Source organism: Rhodococcus sp. 05-2254-2 (assembly GCF_002259095.1).
In the GTDB taxonomy this organism is placed as follows: Bacteria; Actinomycetota; Actinomycetes; order Mycobacteriales; family Mycobacteriaceae; genus Rhodococcoides.
The window spans coordinates 411381-427473 of the sequence record NZ_NOZJ01000021.1 but is presented as its reverse complement, the minus strand read 5'-3'; the positions used below and the strand labels follow the sequence as shown (position 1 = coordinate 427473).

The window sequence follows — 16093 nt, the reverse complement described above, 5'->3', positions numbered from 1 at the left end:
GAGGAGGCGCGAGAACGATGCAGACGCGCCGACCCGAATTACACTCCTGTCACTTTGACAACATCAGACGCGGTCGGCCGTCAGGCCCACGCAGCCCGGCCCGCGCGAACCAACCGATCGACGACGGTTCCCTGCACCTCACCCGAGGTGATCGCGACGAGCTTGTGATCGCGCCATTCGCCGTCGACGTCGAGGTACTTGTAGAGCAGTCCCTCTTCGCGAAAGCCGACGTTGCGCAGCACTGCTTGGCTGGCCAGGTTCTCCGGCCGCACCGTCGCCTCGACGCGATGGAGTCCGACCGGGCCGAAGCAGTGATCGAGACCGAGTGCCAGCGCCGCGGTGGCCACACCCTTGCCGTTGACCTCCTTGGAGACCCAGTACCCGATCCAGGCCGAACGCAGTGCGCCCCGCACGATGTTTCCGGTGGTGATCTGGCCACAGAATTCGCCGTCGACTTCGATGACCATCGGCAGCATGTGTCCCTTGCGCGCCTCGGACTTCAGGCCAGAGCACAAGGTCGGCCACGAGGAGATGTGGTGTCGCGAATTCCAGCTGCCCTCACCACTGGGCTCCCAGGGTTCGAGGTGGGCGCGATCCGCAGTACGAATCCGACTCCACGCGGCCGCGTCGCGCATCCGTACCGGCCGCAACGTGACAGTTCCGCCGGCCACTCGCACTGGACCCAATTTCGCCGGCCAACCTGGGTGGCTCGACCACGTTCGCGGCATCCGTCGATCGTATGCGCTGCGCGCAAGTGAGCGGAAACTCGTAGCAGAAGTCGAGGCGGGAGTGGAGCCTGCGGAACGACCGGCAGGCCCCGCGCTCACATGGCGTCAGCCTCGCTGAGCGAGGAACGAGACCTTGACTTCCTCGCCGGTTCGGATTTCGGTGACCTCGGGATCGATGACGACCAGGCAATTCGCCTCGGCGAGCGTGGCCAACAGATGCGAGGACGATCCCGGTGCACCGCCGAGGGCCTGAACCAGGTATTCACCGGTTCCCTCGTCGCGCATGAGCTGGCCGCGGAGAAATCCCTTGCGGTCCTCGATCGAGGTGATCGGCGCGACGGTTCGGGCGGTCACGGTCCGACGCATCGGCTGCCGTCGGCCCAGAGCGATGCGAATCAGCGGACGCACCATCACCTCGAACACCACCAACGCGCTGACGGGGTTGGCCGGCAACAGAAAGGTGGGGACCTCGTCGCGTCCGAGTTGGCCGAACCCCTGAACGGAGCCGGGGTGCATGGCAACTCGCTCCACTTCCATGTCGCCGAGTTCGCCGAGCGCCTCACGCACACCGTCCGATGCACCGCCGCCCACCGCTCCGGCGATGACCACGATCTCGGAACGGATCAACTGACCCTCGACCACTTCGCGCAGTCGCTTGGGATCGGTGCTGACAATCCCGACGCGGTTGACGTCTGCTCCGGCGTCGCGCGCCGCGGCGGCCAGCGCATAGGAGTTCACGTCGTACACCTGACCGGGCCCCGGGGTCCGATCGGTGTCGACCAACTCGCCGCCCACGGAGATCACCGAGAGCCGCGGCCGCGGATGCACCAGCACCTTGTCGCGCCCGACGGCTGCGAGCAGTCCCACCTGAGCTGCGCCGATGATCGTGCCTGCGCGCACCGCCACGTCGCCGGGCTGCACGTCGTCGCCGATCTTGCGGACGTAGTCGCCCGAGCGCACCGGACGGAACACCTTGACGCGGGCGCGACCGCTGTCGGTTCGATCCAACGGCAACACCGCGTCGGCCAGAGTGGGCAGCGGTGCCCCGGTGTCGACTCGCACAGCCTGACGCGGCTGCAACCGGATGGGTTGACGCGACCCGGCGGACACCTCGCCGACGACGGGAAGCGTCAGGTCGATGCGTTCGTCGTCCTCGTTGCGCAGGTCGGTGCCCGCGGCCGCCACATCGACGCTCCGCACCGCATAGCCGTCGATGGCTGCCTGGTCGAAACCGGGAAGGGGACGCTCGGTGACCACTTCTTCTGCACACAGCAGGCCCTGTGCTTCCGAGATGGCGACCCGAACAGGCCGTGGAGCCACCGCCGCGGCGGTCACCCTGGTCTGCTGATCTTCGACCGAGCGCATCTGGCCCTTCCTCTATGGCATCGACCCGCGATGCTATTCGTACGTGGTCAGTTCCGGTGCCCAGCTGTCGCTCAAGCGTTCGTTCAGCCATTCACGCAGCGCCGGACCGTAGTCGTCACGCTGTAGAGCAAAGTCAACCGCAGCGCGCAGGTATCCCCCGGGATTTCCGAGGTCGTGTCTCGATCCGCGGTGCACCACCACGTGGACGGGGTGGCCTTCTTCGATCAGCAGCGCAATGGCGTCGGTGAGCTGCAGCTCGCCGCCTGCACCGGGCTTGATCCGTCGCAGAGCGTCGAAGATCGCGCGGTCGAGCAGGTACCGGCCCGCAGCGGCCAGGTTGGACGGGGCGTCCTCCTGCTTGGGCTTTTCGACCATACCGGTGACCTTGAGGACGTTCGGGTTGACCGCGTCGGGCACGATCTCGACGGAGAAGACGCCGTAGGAGGAGACCTTGTCATCGGGAACCTCGATGGCGCACAACACCGAGCCTCCACGCTTGGCGCGGACGCGGGCCATGACGTCGAGCACACCGCGGGGCATCACCAGATCGTCGGGAAGCAGAACGGCAACGGAATCCTCGTCGTCGTCGAGAACTTCCTCGGCGCAGGCGACGGCATGTCCGAGTCCGAGCGGCTCGTGCTGAATGACCGACTGGACGTCGAGCAGACCCGGGGCAACCCGCACCTTCTCGAGCATCTCGAGCTTGCCGCTGGCCTCGAGCTTGTTCTCGAGGACGAGGTCTTCGACGAAGTGGGCGACGACGCCGTCCTTGCCTGGGGAGGTGACGATCACCAGTCGCTGTGCGCCGGAATCTGCGGCTTCGCCGGCGACGAGCTCGATACCGGGAGTGTCGACCACCGGAAGCAGTTCTTTCGGAACGGTTTTCGTGGCCGGCAGGAACCGGGTACCCATGCCCGCTGCGGGAACGATGGCCGTGCGGAAATGCACGGGCGTGGCGGCGGTCGTCGCTGTAACGGCTTCTGTCATGGTGCTCACCCTATCCATGGTTTCTGGTGATCTGCTCGCCGTGTGCTGCGTTTTACCCCCGAGTGCATATCGTTGAACGACAGCACAGGAAGGGAGGACGAATCGTTGTGACCGTTCCCGATTTCACGGAGAACACGCCCAAGGATCGATGGCGAAAGTATGTTCTCGCCGAACGCCGACTGCTCGACGGTGCGCAACGCGCAATGGAGTCCTCTGCACTCTGTCACGTCCTCGGTGAATTGGCTGCCGAACACCCCGTCGTCGCCGCGTACGTTCCGGTCGGCCGGGAGCCGGGTTCGATCGAGATGCTCGACGCGATGGCCGCGGCCGGGTCGGCCGTTCTGCTTCCGAGTGCGCACGAGCCGGGTCCCCTGCGCTGGGCTCGATACGCCGGGCGTGAGTCGTTGGTGAAAGCCCCGTTCGGTCTGTTGGAACCGTCGGGACCGACGCTCGATCCCGACGCGGTGTCGGAGTGCACTCTGGTTCTCGTTCCGGCGCTGGCCGTGGACCGGAACGGAAACCGGCTGGGCCGAGGCGCGGGCTTCTACGACCGAACACTCGACCTGTGCAGACCCGACGCGATGCTGGTCGCGGTGGTGCGCGAGAGCGAAGTGGTCGATCGTCTACCTGCCGAATCGCACGACAGACCGGTGACACACGTGCTCACCGCCGGCGGGCTCGTACGCTTGAGTACGGAATAACGCTAGGATTCGATTCGTTGGCACTCCTGACTGTAGAGTGCTAATGCTCTCCCCAGTTTCGACAGTTTCGACGAACAGACAAGACACCGGCGGTGTTCGGCCTCGGCCAGCAGAGCGGCGAATTTCCTCGGTGACCAGCGCGGAGGAAACACGATGCCCACTTACTCATACGCATGCACCGAGTGCGACAACCGCTTCGACATCGTTCAGTCCTTCACCGACGACACACTGACGGTGTGCCCCGCGTGCTCGGGCAAGCTTCGCAAGCTGTTCAACTCCGTCGGCATCGTCTTCAAGGGCAGCGGCTTCTACCGCACCGACAGCCGCGGCGGCTCCAGCACCTCCAGCGAGGGCGCAGGCGAGAAGAAGTCCGATGCGGCGGCCACGAAATCGGACAGCAAGACCGACTCGAAGCCCGCCGAGAAGAAATCTTCGGATTCGTCGTCGTCGAGCAGTTCTTCTTCGTCTTCGACCACGAAAGCTGCTGCCAGCCAGTAGTTTTCCGCTTCATCCACAGGCCGGGCTGTTATCCACAGCCCGGCCTTTTCGGTGCCTGTTCCGGCTCGGGCAGCGATACCGTTTGCGCCATGGCTGCAGGCAAGAATCGACTCGACTCGACGCTGCTCGATCGCGTCACCCTGCGTCCGGCATGGGTCGGATCCACGAAATTCAGAAAGATCGCCGCCGGGGTTCTGGTCGCGATCGCACTGGTGCTGTTCCTCGACGACGCCGCCGGCGACGACCGCGTACGGGTGATCACGGCCGGACGCGACCTGACACCCGGCACCGTACTGACGCAGGCCGATATCGCCGTCGCAGAGTGGGACGGGGCGAACGTCCCCGAGGGCGCACTCGTCGAATCCGAGGCCGTGGACGGCCAGACCCTCACCGGGCCGGTCCGAGCGGGCGAACTGCTCACCGACGTGCGGCTTCTCGGATCTCGGACCGCCACGACGACGCTGGGGACCGAGGCACGCGTCGTACCGGTGCATCTCGCCGATGCCGCGGTGACCGACCTGCTGCGTGAAGGTGATCGCGTCGACGTGCTGACGGTCGAGGCTCAGGACGACCCGAATGCGGTGCCCGCAGCACGGGTGCTGGCGTCGGGAGCGATGGTTGTGCTCGTCTCCGCCGACGCCGGTGGCAATCGGCAGCGAGACCGAGTCGTCTTACTGGCCCTACCGACGAACGACGCTACGACGGTGGCGGCCGCCTCCTTGGTCAGCGCGCTCACGGTCACCCTGCACTAACGTCTCTCGAGACAGAACAAACCGAACGTTGGGAGAAGGGCTCATGCTGAAGGGCTTCAAGGACTTTCTACTCCGCGGCAACGTGGTGGACCTCGCAGTTGCCGTGGTCGTCGGCGCAGCATTCACCGCTATCGTCACCGCATTCACGACGAACGTCATCAACCCCCTTGTCGCCGCTCTCGGTGGCAGCAACGAATACGGCTTTGGGTTTCAGATCACGTCGTCGCCGGAATCGTTCGTCAACGTCGGTGCCGTCATCACCGCGGTCATCAATTTCGTCATCATCGCGGCGGTGGTCTACTTCGTGCTGATCCTGCCGGTGAACACGGCGAAGAAACGCTTCGTGAGCCAGCCGGAGAAGGAACTGAGCGACGTCGACGTGCTGGTGCAGATTCGCGACATCCTCGCGGGTGGAACCGCTGCGGGACAGAAATTGTCGACCGCAGCCGACACCACCGGCGGTAGCGGCGAGGCCATGGACGCAGCCCCCGATCTCGGCAAACATTCCAAGGACTGACGTCGGACTGCTTCGACGAATGAATGCGCCATTCACGTTGTCTGACAGCGTGAATGGCGCATTCATTCGTTGTGGGGGTGACCCAGCAGAACTCAGTTGGTGAACGTCGACAGCGGAAGCGCGTCGAGTGTGATCGTGGTGCCGTCGGCCTCACACGCCGAGGCTACGGCCGCACCGTTGTCGACAAATGCGGTACCGGACTCACTGTCGGTGGTCGAGAGCTCCAGGGTGTCAGCAGGCAGCGCGTCGACGAAGGTCGTGAGCGCGCCGGCTACATCACCCGATGCGGTGCCGGGTAGCGCACTCAGCTTGTCGACAGCGGCTTGTTTGTCTGCAGTCCAACTGTCGATATTTTCCGCTGATCCGGGTCCCGCAGCAACCAGACCGACGAACGCGTTGTGGTCGGTGGCGAAAGTGTTGCAGACGTCGGCGTTTTCGCCGGACGCCGCGGACTCGTCGCTGCTGCAGCCGGCAGCCAAGCCGAGAGCGAGGATCGCCCCTGCGGCGACAACTGTGAAACGGGCTTTGGAGTGCATCTTTGTTCCAGGGCCTCTCTGTACAAGTCGAACTACTGTGTGCCGAACATAGTTCAGGCCCGCACGGAGTGATCCGTGCGGGCCTGGACTTGTGTCGATTTACAACAGGTGAAGCTATCTCACCGGGCTACAACCGATTCGGAAATCAGTTGAGGCGAACCGGGACACCGTAGGTGATGGCCGTGTCGCCCGCCGCGCTGGTCAGCGAAACGTACGGACGGATCGTGACGTTGCCCAGGATGCCGGTGGCGGTGCCGTGCAGGTTCGCGATCTGGATGGATCCGCTGGTGCCTGCTGCGTCACCCTCGGAAGAGGTGATGTCGGCCTCTTCGTTGAGAACTGCGTATGCGCTCTCGGACTGAACGACGCCGGGGCCGTTGGACAGTGCGATCGTGCCGGTGGCCTGCGGGATCAGCTGAACGCCGACATCGAGGCCGGTGCTCGAGGTGCCGACGCCGCCGAGTTCGATCTCGGGATCTCCACCGGGCAGAACGGGGAACGTGCCGGTGACGCTGGACTCGTTGCCCGAACCGAGGTTGAACTCAGCCGAAGGCGAGGACCAGGAGACCTCGACGCCACCGTTGAGGCTCATCGGGTAGCCGATCTGGTAACCGATCTTGAGGGTGCCCTCGAAGTCGTCGGCCGAGGGGCCCTGGACGTCGTAGGATGCGCGGCCGTTGGCGAACCACTCACGAGTGAGCGGGTTGCCGTCGAGCGGAGCGACACCGTTGATGAAGGTGTCGGACAGCGTCACCGTGACGGTGTTGCCGTCGGCGTCGACGATCGAGTTGGAGCTGTCGACAGCGGCTGAAGCGGTTCCGGTACCGAGCACCAGGCCGACTACCGAAGCGCCGGCAGCAACTGCAACGCTCATGGACTTGAGTCCCCGGCTGCGCCGCGACTTCTGGATCTCCGTCATTTATTCCTCATCATGTTCAGTCCCAGCGCGGTGTCGCACGGGGAAGCTTGTGGCTTTCACCCTCGAACTAGATCGGACGCAACGATGCGTACGAGCCCGAGCCGGATGGAGCCGTGAAGGCCACATCCTCGATCCTGCAGTCCCGTGGTTGAGGGCGCGGTACCGGTCGGTCCCACGCCCTCGTTGTCGGAAGCTGAGGGGAACATTAGAGGAGATGCCTGATCGTGACAATCCCTACGGTTGCGAGCGGAATGTTGCTGTCGCGTGATGTGTTTCGGCGGCGTGAACAACTTTCACACCCGAATTGGTGGTAACCCGCGTCACACCATCTCTCGATGACGCCAAACCGTTACACACGGGATCGCTGAGTAAAACTGCCCTGATATGGGCCGACGGTGATCTGAGCCTGACCGATACGGGCAAATCGTCGTACTTGCGAGCAATCGAAACGGGCGAAAATCATCCCCGCACACGGAGTCGACGCCCCACTCGGCCGCTAACGACAGGTAAACGAGTGACTAACAAGTCTGTGATTCCGGACCGTAAAATGTGTCGTGGATCACATCAGAAGTAATGAGGTGGTCGCTGTTGCTTCAACCATTCGTCCGAGGACGGGCCGCCGGATTCGGTGCCCGCACCGTCGCTTCGCTCGTCTCCGGTCGTCTCCGGCAGAACTTCACCGAAGATGCGAGCGAGCCGGGCCCGTTCTGCTCGGGCCCGGCTCGCGTCGTCTTCGGCCGATCGATCGTCGTTCGGCTCTTCGCTCATCGGTATCGCTATGCGTCCAATCCGGACAGCTCGGCGATGACCTGACTCGCCAGCGGCGTCAGCGTCGCCATTCCGTCGCGAATCGCAGCCCGCGACGAGGCCAGGTTCACCACCAGCGTGCTTCCGGATACACCGACCAGTCCACGGGACAGACCGGCGTCCAGCGAACCGGCTGCCAGTCCCGACGATCGCAATGCCTCGCTGATACCCGGAATCTCGCGGTCGAGCACCTCCGCGGTGACGTCGGGAGTGACATCGCGCGGCGAGACACCCGTGCCACCGATGGAGACCACCAGGTCGACACCGCCGATCACCGCGGTGTTGAGTGCGTTCCGCACATCCACCTCGTCTGCCGTCACCGCGACGACGCCGTCGACGAGGAAACCTGCCTCGGTCAGCAGTTCCGTGACGAGCGGGCCCTTCGAGTCCTTCTCGGTGCTGTGCGCTGTTCGGTCGTCCACGATGACGACCAACGCGCGCCCTGCCAGTGGTGCGTCGAGTTCCATACCGCTCACCGTAGTAGTAAGGCCTCCACCCGGCTCACGCTGTGCGTAAATCGTTGCAACCGTTCCGTGCCTGCCTGGTTCTCGTAACATCAGCGACCGCCCGGGAACGACGGAACCTGGAAGGGCAGTTGCTGTTCTTGCTGTTGCGTCTGAGTCTGGGCCGGGGCGGCCTCCGCGGTACCGAGCGTCACCGTGGCCGTCTTCTCGCTGCCACCCTCGTTGTAGGTGACGGTGACGGAGTCTCCCGGAGCGTGCGAGCGCACCGCGGCGATCAACGCGTCACCGCTGGAAATGACGCGGTCGTCGAGCTTGGTGATCACGGCACCCGTCGGGATGCCTGCCGATGCGGCGGGGCCACCCTCGGTGACCTCGACGACGGTTGCGCCGTTGGCGTCGTCCTGCGACGGCACCTGCACCCCGATCATCGCCTGGGTGGCCTTGCCTGTGGTGGTCAGCTCGTCGGCGATGCGCTTGGCCTGATCCACCGGGATGGCGAACCCGAGCCCGATGGATCCGCTCTGGGCTCCGGATCCCTGGCTGCCGCCGATCGTGGCGATCGCAGTGTTAATTCCGATGAGTTGTCCGTCGGTGTTGACCAGCGCGCCGCCGGAGTTACCCGGGTTGATCGCAGCGTCGGTCTGGATGGCGTCGATCACCGAGTTCTGGTTGCCGGACTCCCCCGAGGTGGACACCGGCCGGTTCAGAGAGGACACGATGCCCGTGGTGACCGTTCCCGCGAGGCCGAGCGGAGAGCCGATCGCGACGACCTGCTGACCCACTTCGAGGTTCGACGACGAACCCAGCTCGATGGGCGTCAGGTTCGACTTGCCCTCGGCCTTGATGACGGCCATGTCCGAGACCGAGTCGGCACCGACGATCGTCGCGTCGGCCACCGATCCGTCGGAGAACGCGACGGTGAGTTTGCCGTTGGCACCTGCGCCCGTCGCCACGTGGTTGTTGGTGAGGATCAAGCCGTCGCTGCTGAGAATGACGCCCGAGCCCTCGCCTTCCTCCTGCGAACCCGTCACCTGGATCTGCACCACGCTCGGCAGGACCTTGTTCGCGACGGCCTGAACGGAACCGTCGGGGAAATTGGCGGCCGGCTCTGCGGCGGTGACGGTGGAGTTCAACGAGTTGGTCACTCCCCCGCCGCCGTTGGCGTTGTTGGTCGCGATGGCACCGACTGCGCCGCCGATTCCGCCGCCGACCAGTACGAGGGCGATGGCACCGGCCACCAGCGCAGAACGACCCGAGCGAGTCTTCACCGCGGCAGGCGCAGAGTTGGATTGCGGTGCAACGTGTTGCGGCTGGGCGTGGGTGTGCTGGGCGGTCCGTGGGTCGCCCTGCTGACCGTACGGCCCGTAGCCGGGCTGGTAGGGGTTCTGTCCGTAGCCGGCGTACTGCTGCGGATAACCCTGCTGCGGGGGTTGCGAGCCGGCGTGCTGCGGGTTGGCCTGCTGGGGGTTTACCTGCTGAGGCGGGTGCTGCTGGGTGGGGTAGCTCTGCTCGTCGCCGCGTGAAGCCCGGTCCGCCGGATGCTGCTCGCCACCGGCACCCTGTCCGGTCTGTTCGGATTCGTTACGGTCGTCGCTCATCGTTGTTGCTTCCTTCAGTAGAGACCTCGTCGTAGAGGTCCGCCCGCCTTCTTGCTACTCACTGTGCAGGGCGGTACTGAGAGGTCGCTGAGATCCGGCTATCAGTTTGCCGAGAGTGTCGTGGGATCAGGAGCACCCTCACCGGGCAACACGATTCGAATGAGGGCACCGCCGCGCTCGGACACCTCGACCCCGATGGTGCCGCCGTGCTTGACGACCACCTGTCGCACGATGGCAAGGCCCAGGCCACTTCCGGGCATGGAGCGTGATGCCGTGGAGCGATAGAAGCGCTCGAACACCAACTCACGATCTTCCTCGGGAATGCCCGGTCCTGCGTCGTCCACCGTCAACTCGAGCAGACCATCGCCGATCTGCCGCATGGCGATTCGCACCTCACCGCCGCTCGGGCTCCACTTCGCTGCATTGTCGAGCACGTTCAGCACGGCCCTCGACAGGCCCGCTTGATCGCCGTAGACGAACCACGGCATCAGCGTCGCATCGAAGTCGATCTCGTTGCGACGGCGGCGTGCTCGCTCGAGACTGCGTTCGACGGCATCGGCCAGGTCGACTCGCTCGAACACCGTCTCCGGCGCATCCTCGCGCGCCAGATCGACCAGATCACCCACCAGGGTGGACAATTCCTGGATCTGCGCGACCACGTCGGTTCGGAGCTCGGCCATGTCCTCGTCCGGGATGGACGGGGCTCCGGGGCGTCCGGCCGCGATCAGCAACTCCATGTTGGTCCGCAGCGAGGTCAACGGAGTCCGCAGTTCGTGGCCGGCGTCGGCGACCAATCTGCTCTGCCTGCCTCGAGATTCGGCGAGCGCGCGGAGCATCGTGTTGAAACTCTCTGTCAGACGCGCCAATTCGTCGTCACCGGTCACCGGAATCGGCGTCAGATCGTCGGTGCGCGCCACTCGTTCGGCGGCAGCCGTCAACCGGGCGATCGGACGTAAACCAGTGCGGCCCACGGCCATACCTGCTCCAGCAGCCAGCACCACTCCGCACGCACCGACGATCAACAGCACCCACGCCAGACGGTCGAGTACTTGTCCGGTCGGCAGCAGTCTCTGTGCGACGACGAGAGTGCTGCCGTCCTTGGTGCGTAGCGCGAGCACCCGCTGATCGTCGAGTGTGCGCAGAGACGATTCCTGTTGTCCGCTCACGACAGCGAGTTCGGCATCGCCGATCGGCACCTTGGGCCCGGGCGGGTTGTAGCTGGACATGTCCGGGTAGATCAGGGCCACACTCACATCGGTGCTGTACAGCGTGGCTCCGGCAACGAAGCGCGGGTCGTAGGACACCAGAGTCGACTCCGCCAACGCGGTTGCGCGAGAACGCAACTGAGTGTCCACATCGCCGTACAGCGCCCGCGAGACAACCGTGTACGCGGCAATGGCCATGACAGCCACCGCAATTGCGACGACGGAGGCCGCGAGCAACGTCACCCGCCACCGCAGCGACACCGACCGTGTCAGGGGCATCGGTGGTCGCATCCCCGTCGGCGACGAGCCGACACCGTCGGTCGACTTGCGCCCGAACGAAGCGACCATCACGGAGGCGTCTCGCGCAGGACGTAACCCACACCGCGAACGGTGTGGATCAGCCGCGACTCCCCCTCCGCCTCGGTCTTGCGCCGCAGGTAACCGACGTACACCTCGAGGGCGTTGCCCGACGTCGGGAAGTCGTAACCCCACACTTCCTCGAGGATGCGACTCCTGGTGAGCACCCGTCGCGGATTCGTCATCAGCATCTCGAGCAACGAGAACTCGGTCCGGGTGAGGCTGATCGAGCGTTCGGCGCGCGAGACCTCACGGGTGACCGGGTCCAACGACAGGTCCGCGAACGTCATGGTCTCCGAGTCGATGCCCGCTTCCATCGCGGTCCGGCGAAGCAGTGCACGCAGTCGAGCCAACAGCTCCTCGAGCGCGAACGGCTTGGGCAGGTAGTCGTCGGCACCGGCATCGAGGCCTGCGACGCGCTCGGACACCGAGTCCCGGGCCGTCAACACGAGAATCGGCAGGTCGTCGCCAACACTGCGCAATCGACGACACACCTCGAGGCCGTCGAGCCGAGGCATCATCACGTCGAGCACCAGAGCGTCGGGACGCGCCGCCGCAACCTGCTCGAGCGCGTCGAGACCGTCGACCGCCAGGTCCACGGTGTACCCGTTGAACGTCAGCGACCTGCGCAGCGACTCACGCACTGCTCGATCGTCGTCGACCACCAATATCCGCATCCGTACAGTTTGTCCTGGTCGACTGAGATATGTCTGAGAGGGGTGCCCAATCCGACTACGGAGTGGGTAGGTGCTTGGCCAGCGGGAGGTTCCACTTTCGCCACAGCGCGAGCAGACGCAACCCCGTCGCGAGCAGTGTTCCCACGATCAGACCCACGTTCTCCGGCAGGCTCGCAGCGTCGGCCAACACGACAGCCGACGCACCGAGCAGAGCCGGCAGCGCATAGAGGTCCCGATGCAGCAGCAGCGGAACTTCGTTGACCAGAACGTCTCGGATCACGCCGCCCGCCACGGCCGTCGTCGTGCCGATGAGAGCTCCGGCCAACGCGCTACCGCCCGAAGCCAAGGCAATCGTCGCGCCGGTCGATGCGAACAGGCCCATGCCGAATGCGTCGAGCACCAGAACTCCGCGTCGCACCTTGCCCATCTGCCGATGCGCGACGAACACGACCAGCGAGGCGAGGAAGCCGACGGTGAGGTTCGGCCACGTGTCCAGGGACGTCGGCGGGTGGATGCCGAGCAGCAGATCACGAATGATGCCACCGCCGATGCCCGTCGTGATTCCGACGACGCACACCCCGAACAGATCCAACCGGCGATGTACTCCGATCAACGCACCGGAGGCCGCGAAGGCCGCGATACCGATCAATCCGAGCACGTCGAGAAGCATCGGACCAGCATGTCACGGCGCTGACAGGGATCTGACAGCAACATCCGAGGCCAGCCCCAGCATCGGGGAGCACCTTCGAGTTGTAACCGATGTCAACCCCCAGGAGCACCTCATGCGTATTGGATTCAAGAAAACCATCGCCACAGTCGCAGCGGCGGGAGCACTTGCACTCGGTGGCGGCGCGGTCGCCCAAGCCTCCACGGATCGGGCCACGATCCCCGATGTGGCCGGCAGCTCCGAAAGCGCAGCCTTGGAGGCACTCTCGGATGCCGGTTTCACCAACGTGAGTGTCAACTACGACCGACCCGACGCCATCGTCCTCGGAACCAGCTTTCAAGCAGGGGCCAAGGTCAACGAAAACGCGTCCATCCTGGTGATCGTCGGACGCGACTAGCTCGCCCGCACCGTCCCGTCGTAACCGGCGGCGGGACTGTCCGCGTTGCGGTTGCAAGCGATAGTCTCGGTGCGCAGCAGAATTTCGCAGAACCGAGGTGAACGAACAAGTGCCGATCATCGACAATGCCGTCTACGTGAACGGAAAACGCACTGCCAATCCCGAGAGCCTCGATATCACCTTCGAGGTCATGCGGGAGCGGCACGGAATGGCATGGATCGGGTTGTACCGACCCGAGGTCGCCGAAATCATGTCTGTGGCAGACGAGTTCGGCCTGCATCGGCTCGCCGTCGAGGACGCCATCGCAGCCCACCAGCGGCCGAAACTGGAACGGTACACCGAGCAGCTGTTCGTCGTTCTCCGGCCCGCGCGATACGTCGACGAGACCGAAAAGGTCGAATTCGGCGAATTGCACATCTTTCTCGGTCCGGATTTCGTCGTCACCATTCGCCACGCCGAATCCCCCGACCTGGCGATGGTGCGGAAGCGCCTCGAAGGATCTCCCGAACTGATCGAACTCGGACCCGAGGCGATCCTCTACGGCATCCTCGATCAAGTGGTCGACGAGTACGTCCCGGTGGTGACCGGACTGCAGAACGACATCGACGAGATCGAGGATCAGCTGTTCACCGGCGACCCGTCGGTCTCGCGTCGAATCTACTCACTGCTCCGTGAAGTGTCCGAATTCGACCGTGCTGCAAAGCCACTCGTCGAGATGATCGAATCGCTCAAGCGAGGGTCGGACAAGTACAACGTGGACGTTGAACTGCAACGCTACCTGCGCGACGTGCACGATCACGCGATCCGCGTCTCCGACCGCATCGAGTCCTTCCGATCCAACCTGCAGAATGCGTTGACCGTGCACTCGACCATCGTCGCGCAGCAGCAGAACGAAGAGATGCGCAACATGACCGAAGCCAGCCTGGAGCAGAACGAACAGGTCAAGCGCATCTCGTCATGGGGTGCAATTCTTTTCGCACCCTCCTTGATCGCCGCAATCTACGGTATGAACTTCGACGACATGCCGGAATTGAAGTGGCAACTCGGCTACCCGATGGCACTGCTCGCCATGGCGATCTGCTCGACTGCACTGTTCGTGGTGTTCAAGCGTCAGAAATGGTTGTAGAGCGGCTCCGCCGCATGTGAGTGAAACTTCGTAGCAGGGGTCGAAGTTTCACTCACAAGGGTGTCAGGACGAACCGAACCTCGGGCCGATCGGGATGTCGCGGGTGAAGGTCAACCTGTCGAACTCGTTGCCGTATTCGTCGATGGCACCGATCGTCATTCTGCTGGCCGTGATGCCCGGAATGCCCGGCACCACATCGACTCTGACGAACGAGTAGTTCAGGAATCGCACCCTCGACCAGGTGATGGATTCGGCCGACTTCGTGCCGTCCGGTGCCCAGACGTAGCTGTTGGGAACTGCGGTGTCGGGCAACTCGTTGCCGCGGTAGCTCACGCCCTCGCCGTCCTGGAACGTGTAGCGGGGACGACCACCACCGCCGACGGTGTAATACACGGTGCCGTCGGTCTTTCCGTCGACCGTGGCGTTGTCACCGGCGACCCGCGTCGCGCGATTGCCACGGATCGGATCGGTGCGCTCGAAGACGTGATTGTGGGCCTGGAGCACCACATCCACCTCGTAACGGTCGAACAGCGCAACCCATGCGTCGCGCACGCCGCCGTCGCTCGCATGCGTCGACGTGGTCGAATACGCACAGTGGTGGAAGAAGCAGACGATGAAGTCGATGTTCGGATCGGCACGGTACCTCGCCAATGTCTGCTCCACCCAGGTGTTCTGGGCTCCACCGCTGTACCCGGCATTGGCCTTGATCTCGTAGCTGACGTCGTTCGCGTCGAGCGAGAGCACCGCGGTGTTGCCGTAGACGAACGAGTACGCCGACGGGCAGCCCTTGGGCCCGTTGCTCGGCTGATCCAACCGCGCCGCATGGCCGCCGTATCCGTTGGGGCTGTACAGCGCTTCCATGTCGTGGTTGCCGGTGGCGAACAACCATGGCGCGGTCGACGCACTGGCTTCGATCGCCTGGAAATAGCCGTCCCAGACGAAGGGGTTGAACTTGTCGAATCCCTTCGGCGGCGTCTGTCCGTGCTTCGCGAATTGCGGGGGCAGACCGGCACCCGACGGGTCCGCATAAGCGATGTCACCGGCGAGGATGTGGAAGTCCGGGTGCGAGGCCTCGATCTGCCGATTGATGTTGCGCGCGTGCTTGACCGACGGTTCGTTGTCGGCCTTGTAGTACTGGTCGTCGTAGTCGCCGGCCACCAAACCTGCTGGCTGCGATGGAGTTTCGTCGACACCCTGATCGCCCATCATCGTGAACCTGAACGGTGCGATGCGGCCCGACGGCAGCGCCGGGGATGCGCTGCGAATATCGCTCACGAAGCCGTCGGCGGTGCGCCAGCGGTAGTAATGAGGCAACTTCGGCGTCAGATTATCGACGGGAACATGCACGTAGTACTGCTCTGCCGACAGAATTCCGCCGTCGGTCTGCGGTACCTGGCTGATCAGGTTGCGCACCTCGGCAGAGGTCGTCGCGCCCAGCGCCGGCGTGGGGCCGTGGTCGAGAAAGACTCCGGTGAGCCCGGGGTTCCGAGAAAGCTGAGCGGAGAACCGCAACTGCGTCGCCGGGTCGTTTCCGAAGCCCATGTGCCGACCGGCCACAGCCAGTGGAGCGTCCTGCGCATAGGCGGTGCGTGCGAACACCGAATTCCCGACGCCTACCGCGGCGGCCGTTGCGGCTGCTCCCACCAGGAAGTTTCGGCGACTGACCGGGTGCCGCCGCAGGAACGACCGATGCCAATCGTGCTGCTCGGCCATGGTCATGTTCTCGGCGAGCGTGCCCGGGATACCGGTCGCGACGGTCTCGCCTGCGGGATTGAGCGTCATGACTCGATCG

18 protein-coding genes are annotated in these 16093 nt (G+C 64.4%); 6 read left to right on the top strand and 12 right to left on the bottom strand.

Annotated elements, in window-relative coordinates; all coding sequences use genetic code 11:
* Positions 1–80 precede the first annotated feature (80 nt).
* From CH283_RS24855 to CH283_RS24845, 3 genes are all read right to left on the bottom strand, one after another.
* Positions 81–728 (bottom strand): GNAT family N-acetyltransferase, encoded by a 648-nt coding sequence (locus CH283_RS24855; protein WP_068049757.1) that lies wholly within the window; start codon positions 726–728, stop codon positions 81–83.
* A gap of 105 nt (positions 729–833) precedes the next feature.
* Positions 834–2093 carry a molybdotransferase-like divisome protein Glp gene (glp, locus tag CH283_RS24850; RefSeq protein ID WP_032395737.1) on the bottom strand — a complete coding sequence of 420 codons (1260 nt, stop codon included), beginning with the start codon at positions 2091–2093 and terminating at the stop codon, positions 834–836.
* A gap of 33 nt (positions 2094–2126) precedes the next feature.
* On the bottom strand, positions 2127–3080 hold the full coding sequence (locus tag CH283_RS24845) for a UTP--glucose-1-phosphate uridylyltransferase (protein ID WP_037192236.1): 954 nt from the start codon (positions 3078–3080) through the stop codon (positions 2127–2129).
* Between the two features lie 107 nt (positions 3081–3187).
* Between CH283_RS24845 and CH283_RS24840 the strand changes: the two genes are divergently transcribed.
* From CH283_RS24840 to mscL, 4 genes are all read left to right on the top strand, one after another.
* The gene (locus tag CH283_RS24840) at positions 3188–3781 is read left to right on the top strand and encodes a 5-formyltetrahydrofolate cyclo-ligase (RefSeq protein ID WP_094639551.1); all 594 of its coding nucleotides are present in this window, start codon (positions 3188–3190) and stop codon (positions 3779–3781) included.
* 153 nt (positions 3782–3934) lie between these two features.
* Positions 3935–4279: an FmdB family zinc ribbon protein gene (locus CH283_RS24835; RefSeq protein ID WP_094639550.1), complete on the top strand. Its 345-nt coding sequence runs from the start codon at positions 3935–3937 to the stop codon at positions 4277–4279.
* Between the two features lie 89 nt (positions 4280–4368).
* Positions 4369–5031, top strand: coding sequence for an SAF domain-containing protein (locus tag CH283_RS24830; protein ID WP_094639549.1), 663 nt, complete (start codon positions 4369–4371; stop codon positions 5029–5031).
* Positions 5032–5074: 43 nt separating this feature from the next.
* Positions 5075–5548, top strand: coding sequence for a large conductance mechanosensitive channel protein MscL (gene mscL / locus CH283_RS24825; RefSeq protein WP_068049748.1), 474 nt, complete (start codon positions 5075–5077; stop codon positions 5546–5548).
* A gap of 92 nt (positions 5549–5640) precedes the next feature.
* Here the strand turns inward: mscL and CH283_RS24820 are convergent, their stop codons facing one another.
* The 8 genes from CH283_RS24820 to CH283_RS24785 form a co-directional block, all read right to left on the bottom strand.
* Positions 5641–6084 carry a hypothetical protein gene (locus CH283_RS24820; RefSeq protein WP_094639548.1) on the bottom strand — a complete coding sequence of 148 codons (444 nt, stop codon included), beginning with the start codon at positions 6082–6084 and terminating at the stop codon, positions 5641–5643.
* Between the two features lie 145 nt (positions 6085–6229).
* Complete coding sequence (locus CH283_RS24815) at positions 6230–7003, bottom strand: MspA family porin (RefSeq protein ID WP_094639547.1); 774 nt, start codon at positions 7001–7003, stop codon at positions 6230–6232.
* A 564-nt stretch (positions 7004–7567) separates the two neighbouring features.
* Positions 7568–7771 carry a hypothetical protein gene (locus CH283_RS24810; protein WP_094639546.1) on the bottom strand — a complete coding sequence of 68 codons (204 nt, stop codon included), beginning with the start codon at positions 7769–7771 and terminating at the stop codon, positions 7568–7570.
* Between the two features lie 8 nt (positions 7772–7779).
* On the bottom strand, positions 7780–8277 hold the full coding sequence (locus tag CH283_RS24805; RefSeq protein ID WP_037191958.1) for a MogA/MoaB family molybdenum cofactor biosynthesis protein: 498 nt from the start codon (positions 8275–8277) through the stop codon (positions 7780–7782).
* An 89-nt stretch (positions 8278–8366) separates the two neighbouring features.
* Positions 8367–9872 (bottom strand): S1C family serine protease, encoded by a 1506-nt coding sequence (locus tag CH283_RS24800; protein ID WP_094639545.1) that lies wholly within the window; start codon positions 9870–9872, stop codon positions 8367–8369.
* Between the two features lie 101 nt (positions 9873–9973).
* Positions 9974–11425: a HAMP domain-containing sensor histidine kinase gene (locus CH283_RS24795; RefSeq protein ID WP_068049736.1), complete on the bottom strand. Its 1452-nt coding sequence runs from the start codon at positions 11423–11425 to the stop codon at positions 9974–9976.
* On the bottom strand, positions 11425–12111 hold the full coding sequence (locus CH283_RS24790; RefSeq protein WP_032395747.1) for a response regulator transcription factor: 687 nt from the start codon (positions 12109–12111) through the stop codon (positions 11425–11427). The genes CH283_RS24795 and CH283_RS24790 overlap by 1 nt, the downstream gene beginning before the upstream one ends.
* 55 nt (positions 12112–12166) lie before the next feature.
* Positions 12167–12781: a trimeric intracellular cation channel family protein gene (locus tag CH283_RS24785; protein ID WP_068049734.1), complete on the bottom strand. Its 615-nt coding sequence runs from the start codon at positions 12779–12781 to the stop codon at positions 12167–12169.
* 112 nt (positions 12782–12893) lie between these two features.
* On the opposite strand from CH283_RS24785, the gene CH283_RS24780 reads away from it, so the two are divergent.
* Positions 12894–13175 carry a PASTA domain-containing protein gene (locus CH283_RS24780; RefSeq protein WP_068049732.1) on the top strand — a complete coding sequence of 94 codons (282 nt, stop codon included), beginning with the start codon at positions 12894–12896 and terminating at the stop codon, positions 13173–13175.
* A 109-nt stretch (positions 13176–13284) separates the two neighbouring features.
* Entirely contained in the window at positions 13285–14301 is a 1017-nt protein-coding gene (locus CH283_RS24775; protein WP_068049738.1) for a magnesium and cobalt transport protein CorA, read from the top strand.
* Positions 14302–14364: 63 nt separating this feature from the next.
* On the opposite strand, the gene CH283_RS24770 is transcribed toward CH283_RS24775, so the two are convergent.
* Entirely contained in the window at positions 14365–16083 is a 1719-nt protein-coding gene (locus CH283_RS24770; protein ID WP_094639544.1) for a metallophosphoesterase, read from the bottom strand.
* Positions 16084–16093 lie beyond the last annotated feature (10 nt).

Coding starts and splice junctions, on each gene's coding strand:
- CH283_RS24855 (WP_068049757.1), bottom strand. CDS start 728: ATGCCGCGAACGTGGTCGAGCCACCCAGGTTGGCCGGCGAAATTGGGT.
- glp (WP_032395737.1), bottom strand. CDS start 2,093: ATGCGCTCGGTCGAAGATCAGCAGACCAGGGTGACCGCCGCGGCGGTG.
- CH283_RS24845 (WP_037192236.1), bottom strand. CDS start 3,080: ATGACAGAAGCCGTTACAGCGACGACCGCCGCCACGCCCGTGCATTTC.
- CH283_RS24835 (WP_094639550.1), top strand. CDS start 3,935: ATGCCCACTTACTCATACGCATGCACCGAGTGCGACAACCGCTTCGAC.
- CH283_RS24830 (WP_094639549.1), top strand. CDS start 4,369: ATGGCTGCAGGCAAGAATCGACTCGACTCGACGCTGCTCGATCGCGTC.
- mscL (WP_068049748.1), top strand. CDS start 5,075: ATGCTGAAGGGCTTCAAGGACTTTCTACTCCGCGGCAACGTGGTGGAC.
- CH283_RS24820 (WP_094639548.1), bottom strand. CDS start 6,084: ATGCACTCCAAAGCCCGTTTCACAGTTGTCGCCGCAGGGGCGATCCTC.
- CH283_RS24815 (WP_094639547.1), bottom strand. CDS start 7,003: ATGACGGAGATCCAGAAGTCGCGGCGCAGCCGGGGACTCAAGTCCATG.
- CH283_RS24810 (WP_094639546.1), bottom strand. CDS start 7,771: ATGAGCGAAGAGCCGAACGACGATCGATCGGCCGAAGACGACGCGAGC.
- CH283_RS24805 (WP_037191958.1), bottom strand. CDS start 8,277: ATGGAACTCGACGCACCACTGGCAGGGCGCGCGTTGGTCGTCATCGTG.
- CH283_RS24800 (WP_094639545.1), bottom strand. CDS start 9,872: ATGAGCGACGACCGTAACGAATCCGAACAGACCGGACAGGGTGCCGGT.
- CH283_RS24795 (WP_068049736.1), bottom strand. CDS start 11,425: ATGGTCGCTTCGTTCGGGCGCAAGTCGACCGACGGTGTCGGCTCGTCG.
- CH283_RS24790 (WP_032395747.1), bottom strand. CDS start 12,111: ATGCGGATATTGGTGGTCGACGACGATCGAGCAGTGCGTGAGTCGCTG.
- CH283_RS24785 (WP_068049734.1), bottom strand. CDS start 12,781: ATGCTTCTCGACGTGCTCGGATTGATCGGTATCGCGGCCTTCGCGGCC.
- CH283_RS24780 (WP_068049732.1), top strand. CDS start 12,894: ATGCGTATTGGATTCAAGAAAACCATCGCCACAGTCGCAGCGGCGGGA.
- CH283_RS24770 (WP_094639544.1), bottom strand. CDS start 16,083: ATGACGCTCAATCCCGCAGGCGAGACCGTCGCGACCGGTATCCCGGGC.